Annotated in this window: 14 protein-coding genes; 3 read left to right on the top strand and 11 right to left on the bottom strand. The window is 50.0% G+C overall.

Annotation, left to right across the window (positions count from 1 at the left end):
- Nucleotides 1–98 precede the first annotated feature (98 nt).
- The gene (locus NSU01_RS17590) at nucleotides 99–2,408 is read left to right on the top strand and encodes a helix-turn-helix domain-containing protein (protein ID WP_042137417.1); all 2,310 of its coding nucleotides are present in this window, start codon (nucleotides 99–101) and stop codon (nucleotides 2,406–2,408) included.
- 400 nt (nucleotides 2,409–2,808) lie between these two features.
- On the opposite strand, the gene NSU01_RS17585 is transcribed toward NSU01_RS17590, so the two are convergent.
- From NSU01_RS17585 to NSU01_RS17545, 9 genes are all read right to left on the bottom strand, one after another.
- Nucleotides 2,809–5,601, bottom strand: coding sequence for a polysaccharide lyase family 8 super-sandwich domain-containing protein (locus tag NSU01_RS17585; RefSeq protein WP_052421881.1), 2,793 nt, complete (start codon nucleotides 5,599–5,601; stop codon nucleotides 2,809–2,811).
- Nucleotides 5,602–5,934: 333 nt separating this feature from the next.
- A complete protein-coding gene (locus tag NSU01_RS17580) occupies nucleotides 5,935–8,193 on the bottom strand; it encodes a polysaccharide lyase 8 family protein (protein WP_076245927.1) in 2,259 nt (752 codons plus the stop codon).
- 33 nt (nucleotides 8,194–8,226) lie between these two features.
- Entirely contained in the window at nucleotides 8,227–10,386 is a 2,160-nt protein-coding gene (locus NSU01_RS17575) for a GH92 family glycosyl hydrolase (protein WP_083705628.1), read from the bottom strand.
- A gap of 39 nt (nucleotides 10,387–10,425) precedes the next feature.
- A complete protein-coding gene (locus tag NSU01_RS17570) occupies nucleotides 10,426–11,529 on the bottom strand; it encodes a glycoside hydrolase family 88 protein (RefSeq protein ID WP_042137412.1) in 1,104 nt (367 codons plus the stop codon).
- A gap of 85 nt (nucleotides 11,530–11,614) precedes the next feature.
- The gene (locus NSU01_RS17565) at nucleotides 11,615–13,186 is read right to left on the bottom strand and encodes an ABC transporter substrate-binding protein (RefSeq protein ID WP_042137410.1); all 1,572 of its coding nucleotides are present in this window, start codon (nucleotides 13,184–13,186) and stop codon (nucleotides 11,615–11,617) included.
- Nucleotides 13,187–13,263: 77 nt separating this feature from the next.
- Nucleotides 13,264–14,175 carry a carbohydrate ABC transporter permease gene (locus NSU01_RS17560; protein WP_042137408.1) on the bottom strand — a complete coding sequence of 304 codons (912 nt, stop codon included), beginning with the start codon at nucleotides 14,173–14,175 and terminating at the stop codon, nucleotides 13,264–13,266.
- Between the two features lie 16 nt (nucleotides 14,176–14,191).
- Nucleotides 14,192–15,127 (bottom strand): ABC transporter permease subunit, encoded by a 936-nt coding sequence (locus tag NSU01_RS17555; RefSeq protein ID WP_197074243.1) that lies wholly within the window; start codon nucleotides 15,125–15,127, stop codon nucleotides 14,192–14,194.
- A 106-nt stretch (nucleotides 15,128–15,233) separates the two neighbouring features.
- The gene (locus NSU01_RS17550) at nucleotides 15,234–17,066 is read right to left on the bottom strand and encodes a sensor histidine kinase (protein WP_256703953.1); all 1,833 of its coding nucleotides are present in this window, start codon (nucleotides 17,064–17,066) and stop codon (nucleotides 15,234–15,236) included.
- Nucleotides 16,954–18,606: a response regulator gene (locus tag NSU01_RS17545; protein WP_076245921.1), complete on the bottom strand. Its 1,653-nt coding sequence runs from the start codon at nucleotides 18,604–18,606 to the stop codon at nucleotides 16,954–16,956. The genes NSU01_RS17550 and NSU01_RS17545 overlap by 113 nt, the downstream gene beginning before the upstream one ends.
- A 282-nt stretch (nucleotides 18,607–18,888) precedes the next feature.
- Between NSU01_RS17545 and NSU01_RS17540 the strand changes: the two genes are divergently transcribed.
- Nucleotides 18,889–22,614 (top strand): glycoside hydrolase family 9 protein, encoded by a 3,726-nt coding sequence (locus NSU01_RS17540; protein WP_076245919.1) that lies wholly within the window; start codon nucleotides 18,889–18,891, stop codon nucleotides 22,612–22,614.
- A 185-nt stretch (nucleotides 22,615–22,799) separates the two neighbouring features.
- Here the strand turns inward: NSU01_RS17540 and NSU01_RS17535 are convergent, their stop codons facing one another.
- Nucleotides 22,800–23,348: a TetR/AcrR family transcriptional regulator gene (locus NSU01_RS17535; RefSeq protein ID WP_076246048.1), complete on the bottom strand. Its 549-nt coding sequence runs from the start codon at nucleotides 23,346–23,348 to the stop codon at nucleotides 22,800–22,802.
- Between the two features lie 148 nt (nucleotides 23,349–23,496).
- Here NSU01_RS17535 and NSU01_RS17530 point away from each other — a divergent pair, with 148 nt between their 5' ends.
- The gene (locus tag NSU01_RS17530) at nucleotides 23,497–24,408 is read left to right on the top strand and encodes a 2-dehydropantoate 2-reductase N-terminal domain-containing protein (protein ID WP_076245917.1); all 912 of its coding nucleotides are present in this window, start codon (nucleotides 23,497–23,499) and stop codon (nucleotides 24,406–24,408) included.
- On the opposite strand, the gene NSU01_RS17525 is transcribed toward NSU01_RS17530, so the two are convergent.
- Nucleotides 24,392–25,480 carry an NAD(P)/FAD-dependent oxidoreductase gene (locus NSU01_RS17525; RefSeq protein ID WP_076245915.1) on the bottom strand — a complete coding sequence of 363 codons (1,089 nt, stop codon included), beginning with the start codon at nucleotides 25,478–25,480 and terminating at the stop codon, nucleotides 24,392–24,394. The two genes, NSU01_RS17530 and NSU01_RS17525, sit on opposite strands and share 17 nt — an antisense overlap.
- Nucleotides 25,481–25,696 lie beyond the last annotated feature (216 nt).

Raw genomic sequence — 25,696 nt, 5'->3', positions numbered from 1 at the left:
GTAGATAACGCTACATCATAATGGAAAGTGACACCCGCTTACCGCTGCATTATGTCATATAATGAAGTGAACATCCGCCGGTTAAGGAGCGATAGCAAGTGAAGAGAAGAATTTCAGCCAAAGTACAGCTCATGTATACCGCATTATTCATCCTGATTATCCTGATGACAGTGGCGATCAGCTATATCAGCTCTATCCGCCAGTTAGAAAGGCAGGTGATTGGTTCGAATCAGAATGTGCTGAGCCAGATCAGCAAACGGGTAGACAGCACACTTCAGGAAATCGATTTGACCACCATCAATCTGCTGCGGAGTAATGATACCCGGTCTTTTTTTGAGGACTCCGGTCCGGATTCTGCACAGCATTTACTGGGCCTCTCTATGCTCCAGGATCAGCTGGGCAACAATCTCGCAGCCAATTTTAATATGAAGGCGATCTATCTGTATTCGGAGAAAAGCGGCAAGCTCCTCTCTGCTTCCGACTATTACCCGCTGGAATCAGCGCCTTCCATGGGCTGGATCAAGTCCTTCACCGGCAGCGGCAAGACCGGCAAATGGAATGCCTCTCCTCCGGCAGCAGAGAGCAGCGATTTCCTGCTTGTCCGCAATTACCCTTTTACCGCCGGACCCAAAGACAGAAGCGGTGTAATGGTCACGCGAATTAATGAAAAGAGTATCTCGAAGATGTTCGGCGATCTGCAATTCAGCGACAGCTACAATGTATTTCTGGTCGACCGGAACGGGAATGTGCTGTCCCATAAGGACCCCAAGCTGATTCATCAGAGCATTCTGGACAACAGCTACGCTTCCCGGGTACTTGCACGCGAAGGGCGGGGGTACGTGGTAGAGAAAACAGCCACCGGGAAAAATCTCGTATTCTACGATAACTCTGCTTATACCGGCTGGAAGCTGATTTACATCGTATCCCAGCAGCAGCTCAGTACGCTTTCGCTTACAGTGCGCTATATTCTGATCGCCATGGCCGTGCTGATGGTTGTCATCGCGGTTTCCGCAAGCCGCTTCGTCAATCACCGCTGGTTTGCTCCCATGGAGTTTTTCATTGCAAGGCTGGAGGAGATTACTGTGCGCACTCCCTCTGGTTTCCAGAGCTTACCTTCTTCACAGGCACTCTCCTATAATGATCTGCATAACAGAATAGAGCAGGTATTCACCGGTTATTCCAATGCAGAAAAGAAGCTCCACGAGAGCATTCCGGCGCTGAAGCTGCAGATTATGTTCGATATTCTGACCGGCAACCGGACGAAATTCGCCTCCGCTGAGCCTATGCTTAATCATGTGGGCATTGAATTGTATCCGCAGCATTATATCGTCCTCACCATTGAATTCGATAATAAGGCTATGCTGGAGAAGGTTGGAGACATGAATCTGTACCTGTACGCGCTGTGTAATGTAGCTGAAGAGATGATCCGCTCCCGGCAGGACAAGGTCAAAGGGGCTGCGATTCAGATGAACGATGATCAGGCGGTAATGATTCTGAGCTTCAGGGATGCAGGTCGTGCGGAGAATACAATGGAAGCCAGATCATTCGGAGAGGATTTCATGGCCTATGTTGAGGTGCAGTTCAGACGGACGATTTCCGTCAGCATGGGTGAGTATTATGATCATTTTCAAGATATCCGCAAGTCTTATCTGGAGTCGGCAGGGCTGATTTCCTGTAAAATCCTCATGGGACATAATGCGCTCATCACCTCAAACGATGTTGGTGCATGGGACAGCGGCAGGCTGCTTGAGGTCTTTGAGTCCGTTGATGCTGTGCAGGAAACGGTCAAGCAGGTGAACGCGGAGAAAACCGGAATCGTGCTGGAGGAGCTGTTCAAACGGGCGGCGCGATGCAATCTGTCCAAAGAGATGATGGTCCAGCTCTGCCTGCAGGTCATTCTAAAAGCGCTGCGGACCGCAGCTGACTCCAGCCTGAATGAACAATTTCAGACGGAGCATGAAGTGGTGTTCATACGCCTTCAGCAATGTGAGACATTGTACGAGATGCGGATGGTTCTAAGCTCGCTGATGACCGAACTGATTCAGTCTCTGCAGGAGAAACGTAGCAGTAAGAAAAAAAGCGGCGAATTGATTGAAAGCGTTCTCTCTTATATCACAGAGCACTATGCCCAGAGCGACATTTCCGTTAATTATTTGGCTGACCGGTTCAGCATCAGCCCCAATTATTTAAGCAAGCTGTTCAAGGAATATACCTTCAGCAATTTTGTCGACTATCTGATTGAAGTACGCATGAAGGCCGCCCACCGGCTGCTGCTAGAAACCCCCATGAAGCTGAATGATATTGCCGAGCAGGTCGGCTACACCAACTTCTCCAGCTTTCTGCGCAATTTCAAGAAATACTATGGCATGACGCCGACGGAATACCGGCAGCTGCATTTGAATTCCTGATTGAAACCTCTCTGAAAACACAGAAAGCCGCCGGATGGGCGGCTTTCTGTGCGTATATGTTCTTGTCCGACAATGCTGTTATCTATACACGGCTCAAAGCCGCTCCAGAAAAGGAACAGCCAGCCCTGCAATCCGCTGAAAGCCAGCCGCGTTCGGGTGAAGACCGTCGAGGGTGAAATAATCCAGGGTTAACCGGGTAATCAATCAATGTGGCGTAGCCACCGCGAAAGGTATGAATGTCCCGCCTTCAATGCTCCCAGCGGCTGATAGCCACCCGCCGCGCTGATGCTGTCTCCAAGCGTGGCCCAGCTTTTACCTGCCCATCTGGCGGATTGCTTCAAATAAATTCTCCTTTCCCGTTAGTGTCTCTTGATGCAACCTTTATTCACTTAGCTGCCAGTTACGGGTTACGCACAAATCTGACCGCATCGGCAGCAACATATCCGCTGGTTCCGTTATTGCGGATCGTCACACTGCCGGAGGTGCCGGCAGTGAAGGTGTACGTTCCGATTAAGTTCCATACCCCGCCGTTTGAGGTCTGGTCTATGGTAAGTGTTGCCGTCCCGCCGGCATGAACGACTTCAATTGGGATCGCAGTGGAGCGGTTAAAATGCTCCGGCCACATCATATAGACGCTATAAGTGGCGGTGACGGGCAACTCGGGTGTATACGTAATACTTTTGCTGCCTTTGCCGCTGTTGTCATCATGTACATAGTTGATTCCGTACCGGTCTGTCTGTACCGCAGAGGTCTTCCAGCTTCCCGTCTTTAGCACACCTGTGGTGTCATTATTGTCCACAATAACCTCTTCTCCAGGGAGGGGTGGCGGCGTACCGCTGCCCGGTTCAAAGGAGGCCTTGAACGTCTTGCCTTTGGCTGCGTTGACATTGACTGTTAATTTGATGGTCGGGCTGAGCTGCGTCACTGTAATTCCGGGGTCCGCAGTATATCCGCTTGCCGAACGGTCCAGTTCAACCTCAATAACACCGGTATTTAACTGTGTCGGATCGCTGACCGATAGTTCCAAAGTGCCATCTTCGGCTTCTCTGGTCATCACTGATGCTTTCTTGTTCACTGAGATCAGATCGACGGAGCTGGCCCCATCTTCCCAGAAATTCGCCCCAATGATGCCCAGCTTCGTTTCTTTTACCGCTTGAACAGAGGAGGAGTTTGACAGCACTTCAATATCAGGCGCTGCGGCATAAGCAGCCACTTGAGCAGCGGTCTTGCCCGGCAGCAGGACATATTGATATTCCCCGCCACCCGGATTCACGCCATGATTCAGCCATAAGGTCATATAATTGCGGGTTATCGGTGTGGACGGGGTTACCGGACGTGGGTTGATCTGCTTCCAGTTCCCTGTTCTGGCCTCTCTCTTGGCGGTAAGCGATACATTCTGGGGAAAATAATATCCGGTATCGGCACCAGCTGTGCTACCGGACAGGTGAGCCCAGTCTACCTGGTCTAGGGTATCCGACCACCCCAAAGCTGAAGGCTGTACTTCGCCATTCACAGTGAGTGTATTACTGCCCGCCGTGTTCAGCTTCCGGTTCTCCACGATGGTTTCAACGGCAATATTGTCCGTGCTGGTGATGCCTGCACCCAGGGAGACGATTTCGCCGTCAAACATGAACCAGGATTTCCGGGCGCCAAGCGTATGATCCGCATACTGCAAATCCATACCTGAGCTGCCGTATAAGTTCTGAATGTCGGTGCCGCCAGTCCACGTATTTGCACTGGTATGGCTGCTTGACGGGGTCTGGGACAACACGGTTGTTCCCGGCAGGCGGTAATTATCGACGGTTGGCCAGAAATCATTGCTGTATTGTCCGAGATCGCTGTTATACAAGCTGGTCATCCCGGCTGAGGTGTACCAGGCTTTGGCGTTCTCGCTGTTGATCGCTTCAAAGCTGCTGATGCGCTTCGAATACATAGCAAGTCCGATGCTATATTCAGGCCGGTGCTGGACTGCCCGGTCCATCGCCGAGAACTGCTTATAGACCTTAAGCTCTTCCGCCGGCTCAATCAACGGGTCCGCGCTTATGCTCTTGGCCAGTACGATGGATGGGATCGGTGCACTGGAATAGAAGGACTTGAAGGTATCCGACATTATCCAGCCCTTAAGCATCTGCTTGAAGTCAGCCGCTTGTGCGGGCGGCGCGATCCCGGACAACAGCAGGATACCTTGCATCGCTGTATGTCCCGCGTCATGATCCTGACTGTAATTTCTGGAGATTTCCCTGCCGCGAACCATATCCATCATGGCGCCTTTGTACATCAGCGGCTGATAGGTGTTGTATACCCAATCCCAGACATTGGACTGGTTAGGATCGGTGACCTGCCATGTTGAACCGTGGAGCATTCCCATCAGATCGCTTACAGCCAGCAGCAGACTGAGTCCATACCCTCCGGTATAGGGGATATTGCCATGCTGAATGAATGAACCATCTCGATAGAAGCCGTCTCCGCTAACCGTGTAATTAAAAATCGAAGATAGCCCGTCACGCGCAGCGGCAATCTTGGCACCATCTTTGACGAGGATTCCCCGAACGCCTACGACGATCGCTTTCCACGAGCGGTTGGCTCCTGTTAAGGTGACGGTTGGCGAGAAACGTTCCACGGCTTTCATATAATTCGTAATTTGAGCCGGACTTAGGGAGTCATACATCAGCACTGCTGTATCGTTCAGCTGCATCGGTATGCCGATCTGCCAATCCCACCAATTGCTGGTTCCGCTGGCGGTCGTCGTTACCGCCTCATGGTATCTGGTTGCATACATATAATCGAGTGCAGCAACGATGTCGGTCTCAAGCTGACTATCCTGGTACAACGCCGAACCAGTGGTGGCATAAGCGAGCGCCATGGTGTATAGATGTTCATAGGTCACCCGGATGTGAATCGAATTCCCGGTGCCGGGATTATCGCTCCACAGATAGGTACGGCTGGGCGAGGTATTCATTGTCTGCCAATAACCATTCGCTTCAGTGGTCAGCCTGGTAATTGCAGCGGCTATATCCGTATCCGCAGTATTCAGGGAGGCTCCTCCGGTCAGCATAACCTTGCGGTGCTCCCTCATTCCGTCGAATTCATCCGCTGCGCGGGCACGCTGCATACCCATTATTCCTTCAAAGCTGCCGACAGTCAGGAGCAGAATTAACATAATCATGCAGCTTTTCAATAGCATTCTTCTCATCCATAATCCTCCTTTTTCATCCATTGCTTCGTTTGCTTCGTTTTCGTAATCCAAACACTTCTTTTTCCCGACATAATTCTTTCTTTACCGCGCCTGTAATTCCGCCTTACGATGAAGCGCTTACATTTAATAGTATGATATGGAATGACAGCTAAAGAAACTATGTGAATTCGAGAAAAGGTATGAAATTTCGAGCGATCTTGAAAGGTTACCTTTCATTTCCCCATTTAGCCCGCTTCGGGCGGAATAAAGGCGCTGGTGCCCCTGATTTCACCCTCTCATTCTTTAAGAAGAAAGCCGCAACTCTGGCGGCCAATACATTTCATAGATTCGCTAGGTCCCAAGCTCAACGTGAAACGAGGCTCCCCCGGCACCATCCGGGTCAAACCACAGTCTCACCTTGCCGGTTTCACTGTGTTCTACCGTTATCCGGTCTGACTTGTTCATCACTCGGGTACCAGGGTGATTGAATTCAATCCTGATTTCGATCAGACTGCGCTGCCTTTGTGTCGGATCGGCTATAGCCAGGCTCCAGCCTGCCGGATTCCTTTGCAGCACAATGGAGGCTTGACTGCTGCAAGCAATCCCCCCGCTTGTATACCAGCCTGCCTTCCAGAAATGCGCTGCTGTAATTCCCAGTTCAGAATCTTCAACCGCATGCACCTGAGCATTCAATTCCAGGATTCTCACCCTGGGTTCCTCAGCGAAACAAGCAGTCTCTTGCTCACTGTAGCCAGGTAGAAGCACATATGCATAGGTATCCCCCGCCGGGGCTTCTCCATGACCGAACCACAACGTCTGATAGAACCGTTCCATCTTCTCAGGTGAACCGGCATCGTTGATTTCCTTCCAGCTCCCCTGGCGCTGTTCACGCAAGGCATGTACACGGCATTGTTCAGGAAAAAAGAAGCCCACATCCGCTCCCCGCTCACCGCCCGCTATATGAATCCATTTGGGGTGAAGGGTCTCTGTCACGGCATATCCAGGATTCCGGCAGATTCTTCTTCCGTCTGCGGTAATCGCATGGTCTCCCAACGATTTCAATTTCCGGATATCGATGATCGTCTCCACTTTAGCGGAATTACGGCTCTTAATATCCGAACCTAAGGCAACGATGCGGGTTCCGAGCAAAAACCAGCTTTTGAGCGCTGTCAGTCCATCGGCCTCGTTAACTACATCCTCCAATTCCATGGCAATGGCGCCGTATTGGTTATGAAAAACGGCCCCACCGACAAAATCCCGGTTGCTTAAACGCCCTTGCCCGGCTCCATCCTCCTGACGCTTGTTTGTTACTGTAGTTCCGGGCAGGCGGCAGGGATCAACGGTCGGCCAGTAAGCATCGGCATATTGCCCCAAGTCACTATTATACAGATGACCCATGCCATACGAAGTATACCAGCCCTTTAGATTTTCCCCATTAATAGATTCATAGCTATAGATCCGGCTGGAGAACATACTAATGGAGTAGGCAAAACCCGAACCCTGCAGCACCGCCCGGTCCATATGCGCAAACAGCTTGCAGAAGGACTCTTCCCGGGCAGGCTGCACGAATTCATTGTCCAGCAGAGCTTTGGCTTGAGCCGCAGTATCCGGCGGTGCACCGGCTGTATAGGATTTATACGTGTCAGCCACAATCCACCCTTTCGCTCTGGAGAGCAGACGTACCTGCTCCGCTTCATCCAGTATGCGCGAGAAGCGTAAGCAGGAGGTGATCACCGAATGCCCGCTCTCATGATTCTGCGAATCCGCCCGCGAGATTTCCCTGCCGCTGGTCATATCCAGCAGGCACCCCTTGAACATAAGGGGCACAAAGGAATCTTCAATCCACTTGGCTGTCAAATCGCGGGCTTCACCCGGCAATTCCCAAGGAGTATCATGCAGCCACACCATCAGGCGGACCACATCCTGCAGCAGTGAGACCCCATATCCGCCGGTGTACGCGTATTTATCATGCTGAACAAAGGAGCCATCCTCATAGAAGCCGTCCCCTTCGCTAACATTCTTGAATACCGGAAGCAGCGCACTAAGGGCGGCGGACAGCTTCTGCACGTCGCCCTGAATAACGGCAGCAAGAGCAACTGCCGTAGACTTCCAGACCAGATTAGCTCCGGTGGACGGCGGAGCCTTAGCCACGAACCACTGTGCATGAAACGCCGGATCGCCCACATATTTGTCTATGGGGAGGAGTAGACGCTCTACAAGTTCTGTATCCGGCAGCTCCTCCATGAGCAGCAGGGTTTCCAGCAGAGCTATCGGCACGCCAATCTCCCAATACCACCAGTTTCCATAGGGACGGGAGCTTTCGTTGTATCTCTGTGCATATAGCCATCCCAATCCATAAATCACCTGTTGCCTTAATGTAGAGTCCAGATAACAAGCAGACCGTGATGACTTCAGAGCAACCGCCATCGCTCTTAAACGGCCAATGATCACAAATACATCCGAAGCGTTCTCAGCATAAGGAACATCAGCCCATAGCAACTCCTGGTGATAGAGCATCGTATCCTGATCATGCCTGACACTTTGCAGAAATTCATGACTCAGCGTATCTCCCGAGATATATTGCAGCCATTTGTTTTTTAAGTTCTGCATGGGAATTCTCTCCTTCAGCCACCGGTTCGCCCTTTATGACTTTGCGCGCTGTTCCCATTCCTTGAGCGGGGAAGGTGGAATCATGCTTCCCCACTCTCCGGCTTCAGAGCCAAGCTCCAGCAGAAGCGTGCCTCCTCCGGCGATTTCTTCATGGCGGACCCAGGCACGGTTCAATTCCTTGCCGTTGATGGAAGCGGACAGGATATACCGGTTGCCGGACCCGCTGCATTCACCCTGAGTCTCGATCGTCAGAGGAACGGGAGTCTCCTTCGCTCCCAGCAGCAAGGTTACCTTATTGAACAACGGTGGGACGAGGAAATAGATGTCCTGACCCATCAAAGGGTACAACCCCATAGCTGAACAGATGAAAAAGGCACTCTGACAGCCCATATCCTCGTTATCACCCAATCCGTCACGTTCAGCCCTGAAGTATGTCTCCAGACATTCCCGGACCCGGTCAGCCGACCGGTCGGGTCTTCCCGCATAAATATATAAATAAGGAATATGCAGCATAGTTTCCTTGGAGTTATAGAATCCGCCGTCAAAGAAATCGTCTAAATGCCTGATAAAAGCTTCTGTCCCCCCATGCCGTTCGACCAGTCCATGAAAGTCATGATGCGTGCTGAACGACCATTGCAGGCTGGTTCCTTCGTAGAAGTAAGGATCATTCCATGAATCCGGCAGGCAGGATAAGGGGTCGAAGGACTCTGCCCATTCCCCGCCCGGAAGCCGGGGCGCGAAGCATTTGAGATCCTCCCGCCATAAATTCCATAGCTTCTCCGAGCTTTGATAATATTCTTCTGCCGCCTCCTCCTCACCAAGAACTTCGGCCAATTGGCCGATACACCAGTCCTGATAGGTATACTCCATATGACGGGATACACAGTTCTTCTTCACATCCGTCGACAAGTACCCCAGGGAATGGTAATCCTTCAGGTGACGGCCATAGAGCCAGGTGTCCGGAGACGGAACCTCATTATTCTTGCGCATTTGCTTCAGGGCTTTAACATAATCTATTCCCTCCAGCTTCTTAAGCGCCGCTTCACAGAACAGCACATCTGCGGAGCTTCCCCCTTGAATCATCGCACTATGTCCCATAATCCAGGCGTCCGGCAGCCAGCCGGTATGATCCGCGATATCCAGCAGACAATTGAGGATATCCGCTTCAAGCTGCGGGTCGAGCAGTGTAATCAACGAGTTGGCATTTCGGACGCTGTCCCACAGTGCATACAGATCAGTGAAGTGCCGGACCCCGGATTCCCAGGCGAAGTTCTCATCGTCTACCCCCAAGTCACTCGGCATACAGAACAGCCGGGTCATCAGAGTATAGAACAGCCGCGTATGCTCCTCACTTCCGCCTTCCACCGTGACTCTGCTCAGTTTATCTTCCCAGATGCCGCCGGCCGCTTGCCGGATTTCATCGAATCCTGCGGATGCTTCCCGGTCCACACTGGCTCTGGCCTTGCCGACACTTACATAAGAAATGCCTGTCTTCGCCACCAGAACTCCGCAGTCACCGAAGCTAAGGGAAGCCTTACAATTCGGGCCATCCACAGACGGGCTGCGCCGTACTCCGCCGGCGTCTGCCAGCAGGCTGCTCTTCATCGGCTGATCGAAGCGAATAAAGAAGTAGACGGAATAAGGGAACTCATGCCCCCAGCCCCCGCGCAGGTCGGAACGGCCGACAATCTCGTACTCCGATATTACTTCAAGGTAACCGCCCGTGGAGACGCCGGTAGTCTTCCCCGGCTCATCTCCGCCTACCTGAATTACTGCTCCGGCATCAATCAGCAGGTTGGCAGCATCCCCGGCCTTGAAGCTGTAACGGTGGATGCCTGTGCGCGCTGTGCTGGTCAATTCAGCCTGTATGGCAGCGGGCATTAATCGCACGCTGTAATATCCTGCTTCGGCCTGCTCATTCTCCTTAAGGTAAGGATCAATATGGAACCGCTGCATGCCGGTATAAGGGGTGAAGCCCACATTGCCGTAACGGCCTCCGCCTCCCGTTCCGCTGACATGCGTATGGCTGAATCGGATAATCGGCCTCGAACTGTTGTAGCCGTGGGATAGCTGCGGCGGCAGCGTATCCGGGCCAAGCCTTACGATACTGCCCGGCAGATAAGGCCCGCACAAGCAATTGTTTTCTCCATCCACGCCTATAAACGGATCGACATAATCCACTCTTCTTCTCATCAACGTTGTACCTCCTTCATTGCCGGTAATGCCTTCCCTCTACCAAAAGATTTCGCTCTCGCCCTTTAACTTCAGTAAGGCTTCCAGAAAGTAAAAGTCGCCGTAGATGATAGGCACCTCTACTTCGGCATTGGACGGGAAGCTGCCGGTCCCCTTGGTAATCAACGCTTCTTCCGCCGGGTCCTCCGGCGTGTAATGACGGAACAGCGCTTCCGTTATTGCCGCGCCGAGCTTCCGGTAGCGCGCTGCTTCTTCACCTTCCAGCAGAAAGGCAATTTCCAGCATTCCGCTGGCTGCGCAGGCCGCAGCTGTTGAATCTTTGGCCCATAGCTGTTCTGCAGGTGCCCGGAAATCCCACGGTGGCACAAGATCCTCCGGCAATTGTGCGGCGAAATAATCCGCAGCCGCTTTGGCCGCATCCAAAAACCGGATGTCGCGCGTATAGCGGTACCCTATAGCGAATCCGTAAATCGCCCAGGCCGATCCGCGGGACCAGGCGGAATCCGGACTATACCCTTGTCCGCCAAGCGCTTCTATCCGCTCTCCCGTTCCGGGATCGAAGCGGACGATATGGTGCACCGAGCCATCCTGACGGATGAATTCCCGCAGCGCCATTTCAGAATGTGCAGCGGCTATATGCCGGTACCGCGGGTCCTTAAGCTCTTCGCTGGCCCAGTACAGTAAGCCAAGATTCATCATGCAATCTATAATAGCCAGGCCTTCGCTGCCCTCATACAGCCAGGCACGGATGAAATGCCCTTTAAGATTAAAGCGGCTGGCTAAATGGCTGGCAGCGATCAGCCCTCTTCTTCTGGACAGCATATTGCCGGTAAGCTTGTAGTCGGCTACCGCTGACAAGCTCCAGAGGAATCCGTTATCATGATGCAGCTGTTCGTATTCCTGAAGAGGCGCATCCAGCTGCTCCTCACAGTTCTCGGCGATCCTCCGGTATTCCTCATCGCCGGTAGCACGATAAGCCAGCCACAGGATTCCGGGCCAGAACCCGTTGGTCCAGCAATCGGGGTCACGCGCATCATATTTTCCGCCGTAAGAGGCATTGGGGAAGGTTGCTCCGATTCTGTGGCGCGTGGTGCTTAATTTGCCCAGGGAATAATCCCAGGCCTCATTTATCCAAGTCTCCATCGTGTATGGTCTCCTTTTCTCTTGTACAGTTAAATGGCAGGACGCCCTGAAACAACAGACCTCCTGCCATGCTTCAATCCGTTAATTATTGAGCTGCTTTCCAGGCATCAATTTGGCTCTGCAATTCTGTTTGGACCTTCTCAATGCCGGCCTTCTTTAATTTCTCATTTCTTTCCTCAAGCATTTTGGCAGGGTCAGGAATAGCCCCCGTGCTTGCGGCCCGGTACTCGCCAATGACCGAGGTAAGCTGAGTAATCTCGTTTTTGACGGACGACTCATCGAATACGAACCCTAACAGCGGTGAACGTTTGGCCTCATTGTTGAATTCCTTCCAGCTTGAATACAAATCATCAGGCTGACCCGGCTTGAGATAATTGATGAGCTGATTACCGATCACCCAGAACAAGGCGCTGGTGCCATATCCGGAATCGGCAATCGGCTCGATGCGGTTCTCGCTAATCTTCTTATAGTGGGTGCCTTCAATTCCGTTAACGAACAGGTTCACGGCGTAAGGATCGGTATGCAGCGCATTTAATACCATCATGGCCCGCTCCGGATCTTTGGAGGTGCGGGAGATGGAGAACATCGATCCGGCGGCAAGGTCCGTGGTTACAATAGGCTCTTCGATAACCTTAGAGACAAAATCATATTTATTGTCTGTGGCAATTTTCAGTTCAATATCAGCCCCCGGCTTCCAGACGGCCTGCTGCATCCAGATTTTACCCTGTTTTCTTAAATCACCGATGTCAGTCGTTGTTGTAGCTGCATCGCTATTGATGTAGCCCTTCTCATAATAGCTGCGGTTCAGCTCATACTCCGCTTTGGCAATCGATGAGATTTCCGGATCAACAACCGACTTTATCTGGATGTTATCTGTATTCGTATAGTCATATAAGAACAAAGGAATCTTGTTAGGCGTTGGCCCGATAACGCGGAAGTTCGAGCGGGTCTCATACATCATGCCTTCACCCGACTCCTTAATGAAATCCAGAATCAATGCCGGCTCTTTCTCCTTCAGCAGCTTGAACCAGGGTTCAAAGTCTGACATCGTCTTAATATCCTCAATAGGGATACTATATTTGTCGACTATATCTTTCCGGTAAGTGTAGGCCTTGCCCTGGGTAATCTCTTTGTTTGTGGGAATCCCATACAGCTTCCCTTTGTAGCGCGGAGCCTCCAGGTAGATCGGGTTCAGGTTCTCCGAGATGCCCTGCCCGTATTTGGCCAGCAGATCATCCAGATCCAGGAAGGCGCCCTTAGAGACGTTGCCGAAGAAATTAAGCCAAGAGGCTGTGAATACAAGATCCATCGGCTCACCGGCATTTAACATCAGCTCGGTCTTCTGCTTGTATTCGCTGGAGGCGATCGGCTGAAGATCAACAGTGGCATTAAATTTCTCTTTGAAATATTCACTGAGCTTGGCTTCGACCAGCGCATCATCCCGCTGCGGCGCACCGAAGTAGATAATCGACACCTCGTAAGGCTTCAGTGATTCCGGACTGTCAGCAGGTGCCGCAGTACTCGTGCTCTCCGTGCCTTTTGATGCTGCCGGTTCAGAAGTACCCCCGTTATTACCGCCAGAGCATGCCTGCAAGGCTAACGCAAGAACCAGAACAATCGCCGTGAATAGCGGTTTGCGCCCTTTTAACTTTTTCATATTAACCCTCCCTAAATGATTAAGCTTATATATAGAACGGCAGACAGAATATGCTGCTTGCCGGCTCCACCGCTGCTTTAGCCCTTAACAGCCCCTACTGTGAGGCCTTTGACAAAATATTTCTGAAAGAAAGGGTACGCGATCAGAATCGGCCCCATCCCTATGACGGCCATTGCCATCTGTAAGGATTCATTCGGCAGGTTCTTCATCATCGTTGGATTTTGGGCGGCCAGCTCTACGTTATTGCGCAGATACTGCACGTCATTGAGGACACGCATCATCAAATACTGGAGCGGATATTTGTCCTCACTGCTGATATACAGCAGCGCATTGAACCAGTCGTTCCAATAACCTATAGTGCTGAACAAAGCCATGGTCGCCAGGACAGGCAACGAGAGCGGCAGAACGATCCGCAGGAAGATTCTAAGCTCACCCGCACCGTCAATTCTTGCCGATTCAATCACTGCAGGATGAATGGTCGTCTGGAAAAAGGTCCTCATAATAATTACGTTGAATGGCACAATCAGCATGGGCAGGATCAGCGCCATATAGGAATCCTTGATATGCAGCACCTGTGTGTAAATTAAATATCTGCTGACCATCCCGCCATTAAACAACATCGTGAAGAACAAAAAGAACGTAAATGCATTACGGAACGGATAATCCGCACGTGAAATGGGATAGGCATACAGTGCCATGAGCAGTACACTGAGCGCTGTGCCAAGAATAGTTATGGTAAAGCTCACCCGGTAGCCCGACAGAATCGTCTGAAAATCCTTAAAGATGGATTCGTACGCAATCAACGACCATTTATCCGGAACAAAGCTGTACCCTTGAGTCAGAATGGACTGTCCGTCTGTGAAGGATACAATAATGACTAGCAGAACAGGCAAAAAGCAGATTAATGAGAGGATTACAAAAGCAATGTTTAAAATTAAACTGGAAGCTACAGAAATTCCGCCGATGCGGCTGCCGGAGTCGTTGGCCATGATTGTTCTCCTTTATTTAGAATAATGCCTGTTCCCGGTCAATTTGTCTGACCGCGCTATTGGTTGCGATCACCATGATGAACCCAACCACCGATTGAACAAGCGCCGTGGCCGAGGACATCCCGATATCATTTAATTGCATCAAGGCCCGGTATACATACGTATCCACGGTATCCGTAACCGGATACAATGCCCCTGAGTTCATGGGCACCTGGAAGAACAGCCCGAAGTCTGAACTAAAGATACTTCCCATCGACAGAATCGTCATAATGATAATGACCGGCCGGATAAAAGGGATCGTTATGTTCGTAATCTGCTTCCACTTGGAAGCCCCGTCGATAAGCGCAGCCTCATAGTATTCGGGGTCAATTCCGGCAATCGCCGCAATGTAGATTACAGCACCGAAGCCGGCATGCTTCCAGGCGTTCACGAACACCAGGATATAAGGCCAGTATTCCTTCTCCGAATACCAGAACACCGCATCCTGCCCGAAGGCTTTGAGGACGGTGGCATTAATGAAGCCATGATCCGGCTGCAGGAAAGCGTATACGAGATAACTCACCACGACCATCGACAGGAAGTGCGGCAGGATAATGAAGCTTTGGTAAGCTTTTGCCAGAAACCGCCTCCGGATCTCATTGATGGCCACCGCGATCGATACTGACAGCACTAGGTTCAGCATCATAAAGGTTAAGCTGTACAGGAGCGTGTTTCTTACAATTCTCCACATATCTCCCGAAGAGAACAGGAATTTGAAATTATCAAATCCTACCCATGGACTCCCCCAAATTCCGTCAATGTAATTCACATTCTTGAACGCAATGAATATACCGAACATCGGCAGATAGCTGTGCGCCAGAAGGACAAGAACGGCCGGCAGCATCATTAGTGTCAGCGCCTTGTACTTCCACATGGCATGGATAAATCTTGAGAATCCAGTGGCTCTAGTCATGTCCATTACTCCTTTCATGGACTTATTATAGAACCATCTCTACACGGCTACGATGATGCATTCCCGTAAAAACGTGATCTTTTAAACGCCCATAGCCGGTAGTCCTTCATTCAGGCCTGCGCAAAGGCAGGGTGATGATTGCCCGTGTCCACCCGTCCACACTTCGTTCATAGGTTAAACCATACGCCTCCCCGTAATGGAGCTGGACCCGCTGATACACATTTCTGATGCCGTACCCCTTCGGACTATGCTCTGCCTGCATAATGGCTGAGAGTTCATCCGGATCTACAGGCAGATGTCCGTTGTCCTCTACGATGAAGCGTAGGGTATCTTCACTTTGAACGGCAGATACCCGTATCTCTCCTTCCCCATCCATTCCGCGCACGCCATGAATAATGGCATTTTCGATCAGAGGCTGAATAATGACTTTGGGAGTTTCATAGCCGCTCAATGTTTCATCGATCTGCCAGCGGACCTCGAAGGTGTCAGGATAACGTTTCTCTTGCAGCCGTGTATAGGCCTGGGCATGCTCCAGCTCTTCCCCGGCTGTAATCATTTTACGGCCTTTGCTTAGCCCAATACGCAGCAGCATGGATAAGTCACGGACCATTTCGCCTACCTCGGTATTTCCGCTATCCAGCGCGTACCAGTAAATCGAGTCCAGGGTATTGTACAGATAATGGGGGGTGATCTGGGATTGAAGCATCAGCAGCTCATACTCCTTTTGTTTCAGCTGCATCACATAATTTTCTTCAATTGAATAATCCAGCCTTTTGGTCATTTTCACAAATGATCCATACAGAATGCCGAACTCGTCATGCCTGAGCGGCTCCTCCGTCCATGACAGCGTTTTGCCGGGTTCATATATTTTCATAACCGAGACGAGCTTCACTACGGGCTTGACGACAAGCCGCACTAAATAGAGAACAAACGTGAGGACAAATGCTAAAAAAACGACGGAGATAATGACGAGCATATTTTGCAGCCAGATTTGTTTACCGGTAATGGACGCTAAGGGGATTTTGTACAATAATCTGGTGTGGAATTTCGGACTGTCCGAATAGGCATAGAGCCACTCTTCCCCGCCTTCTTCCGCAAAGGTGAAGCCGTAAGGCCCCGCAGGTCCGATATTCTTGTCAATCTCGGCCAGTGAAATGCTGCCTGAACCTGCGGACATTAACAGCTCATCCTTGTCGTTGAATAAAAAGATACCGGCAGCAGACGGCACCTCAACAGATACCATATCCCGGGTTAAAAGCACCTCTACCTTGTTGACCACCAGCAGGCCGATGGCCTCATTATAATCCCGGGGATTGAGGATACTGCGCATGAACGAGATTGTTTGCTCACCGGTCTCTGCATGCGTAATGCGCAGTGCCCCGCCGCCGCTGACATCCATGTTGCTTACCATAGCGTCAGGCAACACGCCGGAGTCATTATCCAAATACTTGAATCCCTTCGTCTTATGGGAAAGATCAAAGGGCGTATCTCTACGCTCAATATTTCTCATATAAATTGCATATTCCGTGCCCCCGGTAGACCAGCTCTCCAGAATATTATCGGCCTGCTGGATTTCATTCAATGTGTCAATTCCGGTCCAGAAGCTGTACCCCGCCGGATTACTGAAAAAGTGATTATCCAGCAGTGTGACCGTCCTGTCATTGATCGCGGATATGGTTTTGTCTATCGTCACATGATTTTGTTTAACCAGCTGGAGTGTTGTACTGCCGACTTCTTCCTTGATGGTGTCTACAGCCACATAAGCTGAAATCCAGCCTACTACTATAAAGGGCAGGACAATCAATACGAGGAATGCCAGGGTGACTTTATGCTTCAGTTTCAGTTTCAGCTTCAGTCCGGTTCCCTCCTCTGGCTTGCTTGCGGAATTCTGCCGGTGTGAGCCCCAGCATTCTCTTGAACATCCGGCTGAAGTGCTCAGGCGACTCATACCCTACCGCAAAGGCGATTTCATACCGTTTCTTGTCCGTGGTAATCATCAGCCGCCGGGCCTCTTCCATCCGCAGGGCCGTCACATAATCCCAGAGGTTGGTTTTCATATCACGTTTGAAAATATAACCCAAGTGAGCTGCGCTGAAATGAACCTCCTCGGAAATATCCTGAATTTTCAGCGCCGGATTACGGTAATTCTTCTGGATGTAGCTGGTAATCCGCGAGATGACGTTCTGATCTCTGGCCTTAGAGAGCTGCTGCAAAAAAGCAACCGAATCTTCAATGTACCGGTGCAGCCGTTCCAGCTTCTGCTGTCCGCTAAGCCCCTGGAACACCATATCCGGGTTGAAATCATAGAGGGAGACCCCATTCCCCTGCCCGTATTCGACCAGCAGCCCGTAAATCCGGTAGATCAGCATCCCGCAATAGCTGTTCGTGACCTCCTGTGACTGTTCAGACACCGACAGCTGGCCAAGGATGCTTTGCGGATTCACGTCCCCTGCGGATTCTACCGCTGATTTCATCTGCTCCATGAATTCACTGACCTTGCTCATCCAGACGACCATACTCAGATTATCCTGCACGGCTATATCGTGATAATAGAAGACTCTTTGTCCGGGATGGACTTTGGTCCACTCCGCCGCAGTGTCTGCTTCTTCCATCAGCCTGGGGAGCATTAATACATCTCCGCCCAAAGTGCTGAGGCCGATCGTTGCCTCCACATTCAGATACTGCTTCATATTCATGGCGATCATCTGCCCGATCATATGGATCTGCGAGTGTACTCTAACCCGGGGATCGCCCATTTCTTCGGCAGATAACTGGATAATGCTGATGATCGAATGGCCGAAACCGTTGAAGGTCAAACCATTCCACTCCATTAAGGTTTCATTCATAATATTAATCGCCGCATATTTCAATAATTTGCGGTCATGCAGAGTGACCTTCTGTTGGCTGAAGCCGGCCTGGCTATAATCAATGCGGCTGGAGATCACGCCGAAGAATTGTCCTTGTAATAGCTCTCCCAGTTCACTGGTCACATCTTCAATATCCTTCCGGGTCAGATTCCGCTCTGTAACCAGCTCCATCAGCCACTCATTGCGCCTGGACTGGTCCTGTACCGGCCTGCTGTCCCCCTCAAGGCTCTTCCCCGGAAGCTCTTTCTGGGTTAACGCTTTGCGGACTACCCGCAGCAGCTCTGTTCGCTCTACCGGCTTAACCAGATAATCCTTTGCCCCCAGCCGGAGCGATTTTTTGGCGAAATCAAACTTCTCATGGGCGGAAATGACAATCACCGGGACATTCCACTGCTCCATATAGATATTCTCCATTAATTCAATTCCGCTCATCCGGCCCATCTGTATATCGGTCAGCACCAGATCAAAGCGGTCCATCCGCAGATAATCAATCGCTTCGAACCCATTGATTGCCGTTTCAACATAAGTGATGTTCATATCTGAAGCGAGCAGGAAGTTCTTGATCCCCGCACTCACTCTCGGCTCATCGTCTACCACGAGAATTTTATACATGATGCTCCCCCCTTTTGTATCACAGTACACTCGCTGCAAATTCCGGTAGATGATCTATTTCATCTTTTGTGTGATCTATATCAGGATTGTTGACCGCCAGGCTTTGAAAGATCTCTGTTTCATAGGTTTGAAGCCGTTACAGCCCTAGTATAGATCACATATTTCCCGTAATTCATCATCGATTAGTGATAGTAACTCTTTTATGCTCTTTTTGCAAGCGTTTACATAAATAAGGAAAGGAGATTAGGGTTCACACTATCCGACTATGAGGAGGTTAAACAGATGTTCAGATCAAGCCTATTCCCCGGGAGACTCAAAAAGTTATTACCGGTATGCCTCAGTCTGTTGTTGATCATAAGTACTGTCGCTCTGTCTCCCCGGCCTGCCGCAGCAGCGGTTAACCCCTTGCCGGGACCCGGCCACCCTCTTCTGTATGATGATTTTGCCGGCGGCGGGCTGTTCAAACAAAATTGGACGAACTGGTACAATCAGAACGGGGGTAGCGGCACTTTCACCAAGACGGTCCAAGGCACCCGTACGATTGGAAAGTTCACACAAACCCCAAGCTCCTCCACCTCCTGGGCCAAGTTTCAGCCGATGAACGAGACCTTTGACCTCTCGGGCTACCGTTACATGAATCTGTCTCTGCAAAATGCAGGTTATGCCCAGTCACTCATTCGTGTTGTCATAAGCGATGGCATCACCAATTACAATCTTACCGGTGGTTACGTACCTGCAACGAATACCTGGACCAGCCTGCAGTTTGATCTGGATGCCCTGTCGCCCAAGATTCAGAAGGAGAAAGTCAAACTGGAGGTGTGGCTTAGACAAGCCGGCGGGACTTACGGGGAAATGCTGATCGATGATATCGTGTTTACCACGGCCTCCGGTGGTACCGCGCCTCAGTTAAGCCCGGCTGTGATGAGTGCGGATACAGATGGCAGCTATAACCAGAACACTAATTTCACCTTCGATGCCACTTATACCGACCCGGATAACGAGGCGCCATATGCCGTCCAGGTGATCATTGATGACACGGCCTATACTATGCGCGAAACCGATCAAGCCGATGTTACCTACACGGATGGAAAAGATTACAGGTTCATGACCAAGCTTACGGCGGGAGCCCACTCCTATTATTTCCGCACCACAGATACGACTTCCAATGAAGTCACGACCGGAATTCACAATTTGAGCGTAACCAATTCCTCTTCTGTGATTGATATTGTAGTGAGCCAAGCCGGCTACAGTGCGGACGATATCAAGAACGCCAATTTCATCTCAACCACAACCGTCACAGACGCTACTTATGAAATCTTGGATGGATCTAATGTCGTGTCATCAGGCACCATGACTTACGAGGGCTTCTATTGGAATAAGCATGTCTATTCTATCGGTTTCTCCTCCGTCACGGATGCCGGGAACAACTACAGGGTGCGAAGTAATCAGCAGTATTCCTATCCTTTTGAAATCACGCCTAAACTGTGGAATCAATACAAGGATGAAATGACAGCCTTCTACCGTCTTCTGCGTGCCTCAGTAGCCACCAGTGATGCTTATCCTGAGGGTTACAGCAGTGTAGCTCCTTCCGCTAAGCTCTACCATGCCGCGGGACACCTGGATGATGCCCAGTCTGCGGACGGCCTGACCCATTATGATCTGACAGGCAGCTGGTACGATGCTGGGGATTACGGCAAATATGGCGGTAACCAATGGGTCGGCGCAGAGATTGCACTTGCTTATACGCGTTATGCGGACAAAGACAGCGTGAAGTACGATAACGACAGCAATGGCATCCCGGACCTGGTAGATGAAGCTGTCTTCGGCAGCGAATATCTCATCAAGTTCGCGGATCAGCTTGGCGGGGAAATGTATAATCTCAGGAACAATGCTTCTTTTGTACACCCGGAGAAATCTACCGACAACATCTCCGGCACAGCGGATGACCGGAAGCTGACCGATTTAAGCGTCGGCGGCTCAGCCAAGTCAGCGGGTACACTGGCAGCCACAGCGCGCGCGATCCGCACAGCGGTTAACGAAGGCGACATCTCGTCAGCCCGGATTGCAGAACTCACGGATTTTGCCGACCAATGCGAGAGCGCAGCTGTAATCTTTTATGATTATGTGGTTGCCCATCCTGACGGTCCAATAGGCTCCTACTCCACCAGAGGAGGCATCCCCAATTCCAAGCTGCTCGCTGATGTGGAGCTGTACTTGCTGACCGGCGATAACCAGTATAGGAATGCAGCTTCAACTACAATCAACGCCTTAACGCTGGGTGACATTTCATCCACGAACTATTGGGATATGAGTCCAATGTCCATGGCCGAGTTCTACCCGGTGGCCGATGCCTCAACACAGTCTCATATTCACAGTTTGTTAAAAGGGCAAGCGGATTTCTTCCTCTCCACTTCAGATGATACCCCGTATGGTGTACTGAACCAGTTCAAAAACTTCGGCGTAAACGAACCTCATGCTTCTTATTTAGGGGACCTGCTGCGGTACTATGAATTATTCGGTGACCCGGCAGCACTGGAGGCGGTGGTACAAGGTATGTATTGGCTGTTCGGAGAAAATCCGTGGAATATCAGCTGGGTCTCCGGCATTGGCACCCATCATGTAATGTTCCCGCATACCCGCTACAATGAGGATTCCAATACTGCGGGTGATACCGGGATTATCTTCCCCGGCGCCATGGTCAGCGGACCGAATATGAAAGATCCTAAGAATCGGAACAGTATAAGTCCCTGGTACGAGGACCGTTCCCTCTATCTGGATGATACGAATCAGTGGCGGTATAACGAGTTCAGTATCAGTATTCAGGCAGGACTCCTGTACACAGTTATGGGACTTAGTGCAACTCCGGGAACAGGGGCAGACAACACAGCGAAGCCGCCCGCCTTGCCGCTACTCTCTCCGGTGATTGGAGAATGGGTCCGCGGAGATGTAACTGTTTTTGCTGAGGCTGGGGATGATCTGAGCCAGGTAGAGTATGCGGCAGCCGGATTGCCTTATCAGCCGATGACGGTATCCGGTAATGTATATTCAACTGTAAGCGGAGCGGTGTACGCTGCGGTTATCGATGAGAGCCAATCCTTGCCCTATACCAACCGGAGAGTAGATGTTCGAGCGAAGGACTCTTCCGGCGGATACACCTACAGCTCGACTCATTACACCGTTGCTCCCGCGTTGCCGGACCCCTCCACTCCGCTGTTATATGATGATTTTGGAGGAGGCGGATTCTGGGGTGGTTCTGCGGCCAACACGACCTGGGTCAACTGGTATAATCAGAATGGCGGCACGGGAACGTTCACCAAGCTTACAGTAGACGGACGTTCAGCCGGCAAATTCGCCCAGACTCCGGCAAGTGTGACTTCAGCGGCTAAATTCCAGCCGTGGAACGATGTGGTCGATCTGAGCGGCTACCGGTATTTGAATATTACGCTTAAGAATCCGGCCTCGCCTGACCTCAGAACCCGGATTGAAATTAATGACGGCAAAAGAACGTACAATCTGACCGGAGGCTGGGTAGAGGTTCCAGCGGACTGGAGCGTTCTGCAATTTGATCTGAATGCACTTAGTCCGGCCATTGATAAAAAGGCGCTGAAGATGTCCATTTGGCTGAAACAAAATACAGTCACTGCCGGAGAAATGCTGATTGATGAAATTAAGGCGACCAATCAGGTCAGCGGAAGTGCGCCAACGTTAACTTCAGGAGGCGTAAATCATACAGAAGGCACGCCGCAAACCGAGTTTACTTTCACAGTCACTTATACCGATGCGGACAATCAGGCCCCATTTGCCATGGAGCTGGTCGTGGACGGCGTTGTCCGGACCATGCAGCCTGCTAATCCAGGTGACACTAACTATGTTGACGGCAGAGTCTATCAATACACGACCAAGCTTCCTCCCGGCCAGCATTCCTACTACTTCCACACCACCGATACGTTTACGGATGCCATAAGTACAGAGGTTCTGAGCGGCCCTATAGTTGGTTGGGGTAGCTAATAAGCCCCTTTTTTTGGAGTAGGATCATCGTGTGTGTATCAACAATCTTAAAAAAACAAATTAAGAAACCTCTCTTTTAGTCAAATGGAGTTTCCACACAACCATTTCAAAGGAGAGGTTTATTTTTACATTCAATAGTGCCTGGAGCCACTCTGCTTGCTGTCCAATTGGCCTGAGCACAGTCATTAATTCGAATAGGCCGTTACCCCCGCAGTATATAGGTTGTCCACTAACCTGTGGAATTCTTCCGGCGGTAAATCCTTTTCCCGCTGAAGCCATAGACGAAGCAGAGAAAGTGAGGTTGAGATCTGAAACTCAATCAGGTATGGCTTTAAGGAATCGTTGTGCGGAACGTTTAAATCCAATCTATCCAGGATCATTTCTCTTTTCAAGCGTTCAATAAAATGGATACTGCCATAATCACCCAGGAGGGCCTTGAGGACCGAGAGATATTCCTGGTTTTCCAGACAATGAAGCGCATCCTGAACAGTATAGGCAGCCAGCTTTTTATTCGCCAACTCTTCTTTGATGTAATTCAACAAATCATTCTCAACAGAGTCCAACAATTCGTAAATATCAGTGAAGTATTGATAAAAGGTGCTGCGGTTATATCCCGACTTCTTCGCAATCTCTTGCACCGAGATTTTTTCAATCGGCTTTTGGCTATACAGCTCACAAAAAACATCTATGAAATTTTGTCTTGTTTTTTCCGTGATTTCGGGCTGTTTTTTCATTCCATACTCCTTCGCAGACAAGATTATCATCCGACACATCCTGAAAAACTGATGGTTGATGAGGGAAGACTAAAGATTTATGATCACATCATACAACACGTTGTTGGATAGTCAATACCGGAATGTTAGAAAAATAGGGGGGATTATTATGCCAGTAAAACAAAAAAGAATTTTGATTTTTGGTGCAGGTGTTATAGGGAGCGCGTATGCAATCAAATTCTTGGAAGCGGGGGTGGATGTTACTCTGTTTGCACGTTCTAACCGGTTTACAGCCTTGAAAGAGAAAGGCCTGCAATATAATGAGAAAGGTGCCGTTAAAGCGGTACAGGTAAAAGTCATCGATAAGCTTGAAAATGATGATGTATATGATTTTATTTTGGTAACCGTTCGTTACGATCAAGCCGAATCCGCGTTGTTAGCACTCAAAGAAAATCAAAGCAAAAATATTGTTACCATGACTAATAATTCAATTGGATTTGCTTCGTGGCTGGATATTGTGGGAGACAGACTTTTACCGGCTTTTCCCGGGGCTGGCGGACAGATTAAAGAGGGGATTTTGTATGCCCGGTTTCCGCCAAAGATGCTATTCGCTACTACATTTGGAGAAATCAACGGTTCAGTGACAGAACGTGTAGAAAACCTCGCACAATTATTTAAAACAGCAAAGCTTCCTTACAAAATGAATAAGGATATGAGAGCTTATCTCATAACACATTCCGTATCGGACATTGCATTGCTTAGTAGTTTACACTCTGACCATAAGATTATTGACGAAAAAACAGTCAGAACCAGACAAACGGCACACCAAATAACAGTCACCTTAAAAACGTATTTAAGGGCCATCCAACAAGCTGGTGTTGCTATTCATCCATCTGTATTTAAATTTATGCTTTTATGCCCAAACCTGATTTTGGATTTTTTCTTTATGCTATGGCTGCGGACTAATATGGTACGGGATATGCTGCTGCCGGATTACGCGGATAGTGCAAACAGGGAAATTGTGCAGCTGAGGAACGATTTATTGAAGCTCTTAAGCCAAAAAGTTAGCTCTTCAGCTTAATATAGGGACGAAGCAGATAACTTGCTATTTTTAAAGGATTAAGGTTTGGGCTTGTTAGCAATTTTTTGCCCAAGTAGCTGTCGAGATTACGGATAATTAGATCCAGGGTCTCATCCGAGAGATGCTCCATCGTCCTGCGCAGAACAATCGAGTTCTCATAACTCTCTCTGATCGGCTTGGTAAGCTCCTCATAATCACCCAAACCGCATAAATCCCGGGCGGCATAAATCCCTGTCATCCAGGAGGCATGCTGTCCGAACCCCATGAACGGCATCATTGCCCCAAAGCAATTACCGACATAAAATGTATTGCCGATCCTGCCGGAGTGACATACCCCTAGGGGGTAACCGGTGATTTGGAATTGGTCTGTGATGGGCAGCGCTTGCTGGAGTTCCGCTTGTACCTTGAGATAATAACGCTCCCATAGAGTTTCTATACCGGTATTCATCTCAGGGAGATCAGGAATGGCAATGACAAGGTTAGCCTCTTTCTCCGAGAAGGGAATCAGGTATCCGTATCCGAAAGGTGCGAGGTCGTAATCCAGCCAAGCCTTAACCTCATACGGATCGAATTGGCCCTCAACCGTTGCTCCTTTGACCGAAACCGTCAGATCTTCCCTGAAATTGCGGGTTTTCTTCGCGTAATCGCTGTCCCCCGTTGCAAGCACCACATGCGTATAGTCTGCCAGCAGTTCCTCATATGTTTTGTCAGATCTATAATGGATTTTTGACTTAACCTGCCTCCCCAGCTGTGCTTCATAAGAATTCTTATGTCTTCCACGAATGTTCGTGAAGCCTAGCTGCCCTTCCAGAATAGCCTGCTCATGCTTTGAATAAAATGTAAACTTTGAAATGCCGGCAGCCGGATGAAGATATATACCGTATTGCTCCGATAAGTAAGCGATACTGTCGTTAACGGGACGGGTGAACATGGAGAGCAGCACTTCGGCATTCACAAACCGGTCTCCAATCATACTGCGGCTCTCAAAAATTACGGGTTCTATTCCATGCTTCTCAAGTGTAATGGCACAGGCAAGCCCCGATATTCCTGCCCCCATGATTGCAACTTTCATCTAGCGCTCACTCCTTCCAGACATTCTCTTGCATACATTCTTCCCGTAACAGCAGAGTGAGTATTCATTTAGGTTTGAGCGATTTTACACAGAAATACCCAATTTAATAGTTTATCTGTAATTAATTTCATCGTCAATCTGCTAACTCATAGGTCTAATGGTATTTTATAGCATATAATCTCTTTAATTAGCTAAAGGAGGTGAATTTACATGAAA

The sequence above is a fragment of the Paenibacillus sp. FSL H8-0259 genome (assembly GCF_037963255.1).
Lineage (GTDB): Bacteria > Bacillota > Bacilli > Paenibacillales > Paenibacillaceae > Paenibacillus_AQ > Paenibacillus_AQ phytohabitans.
Note: the sequence above shows the minus strand (reverse complement) of the source record. Positions and strands in the feature narration are given on the sequence as shown.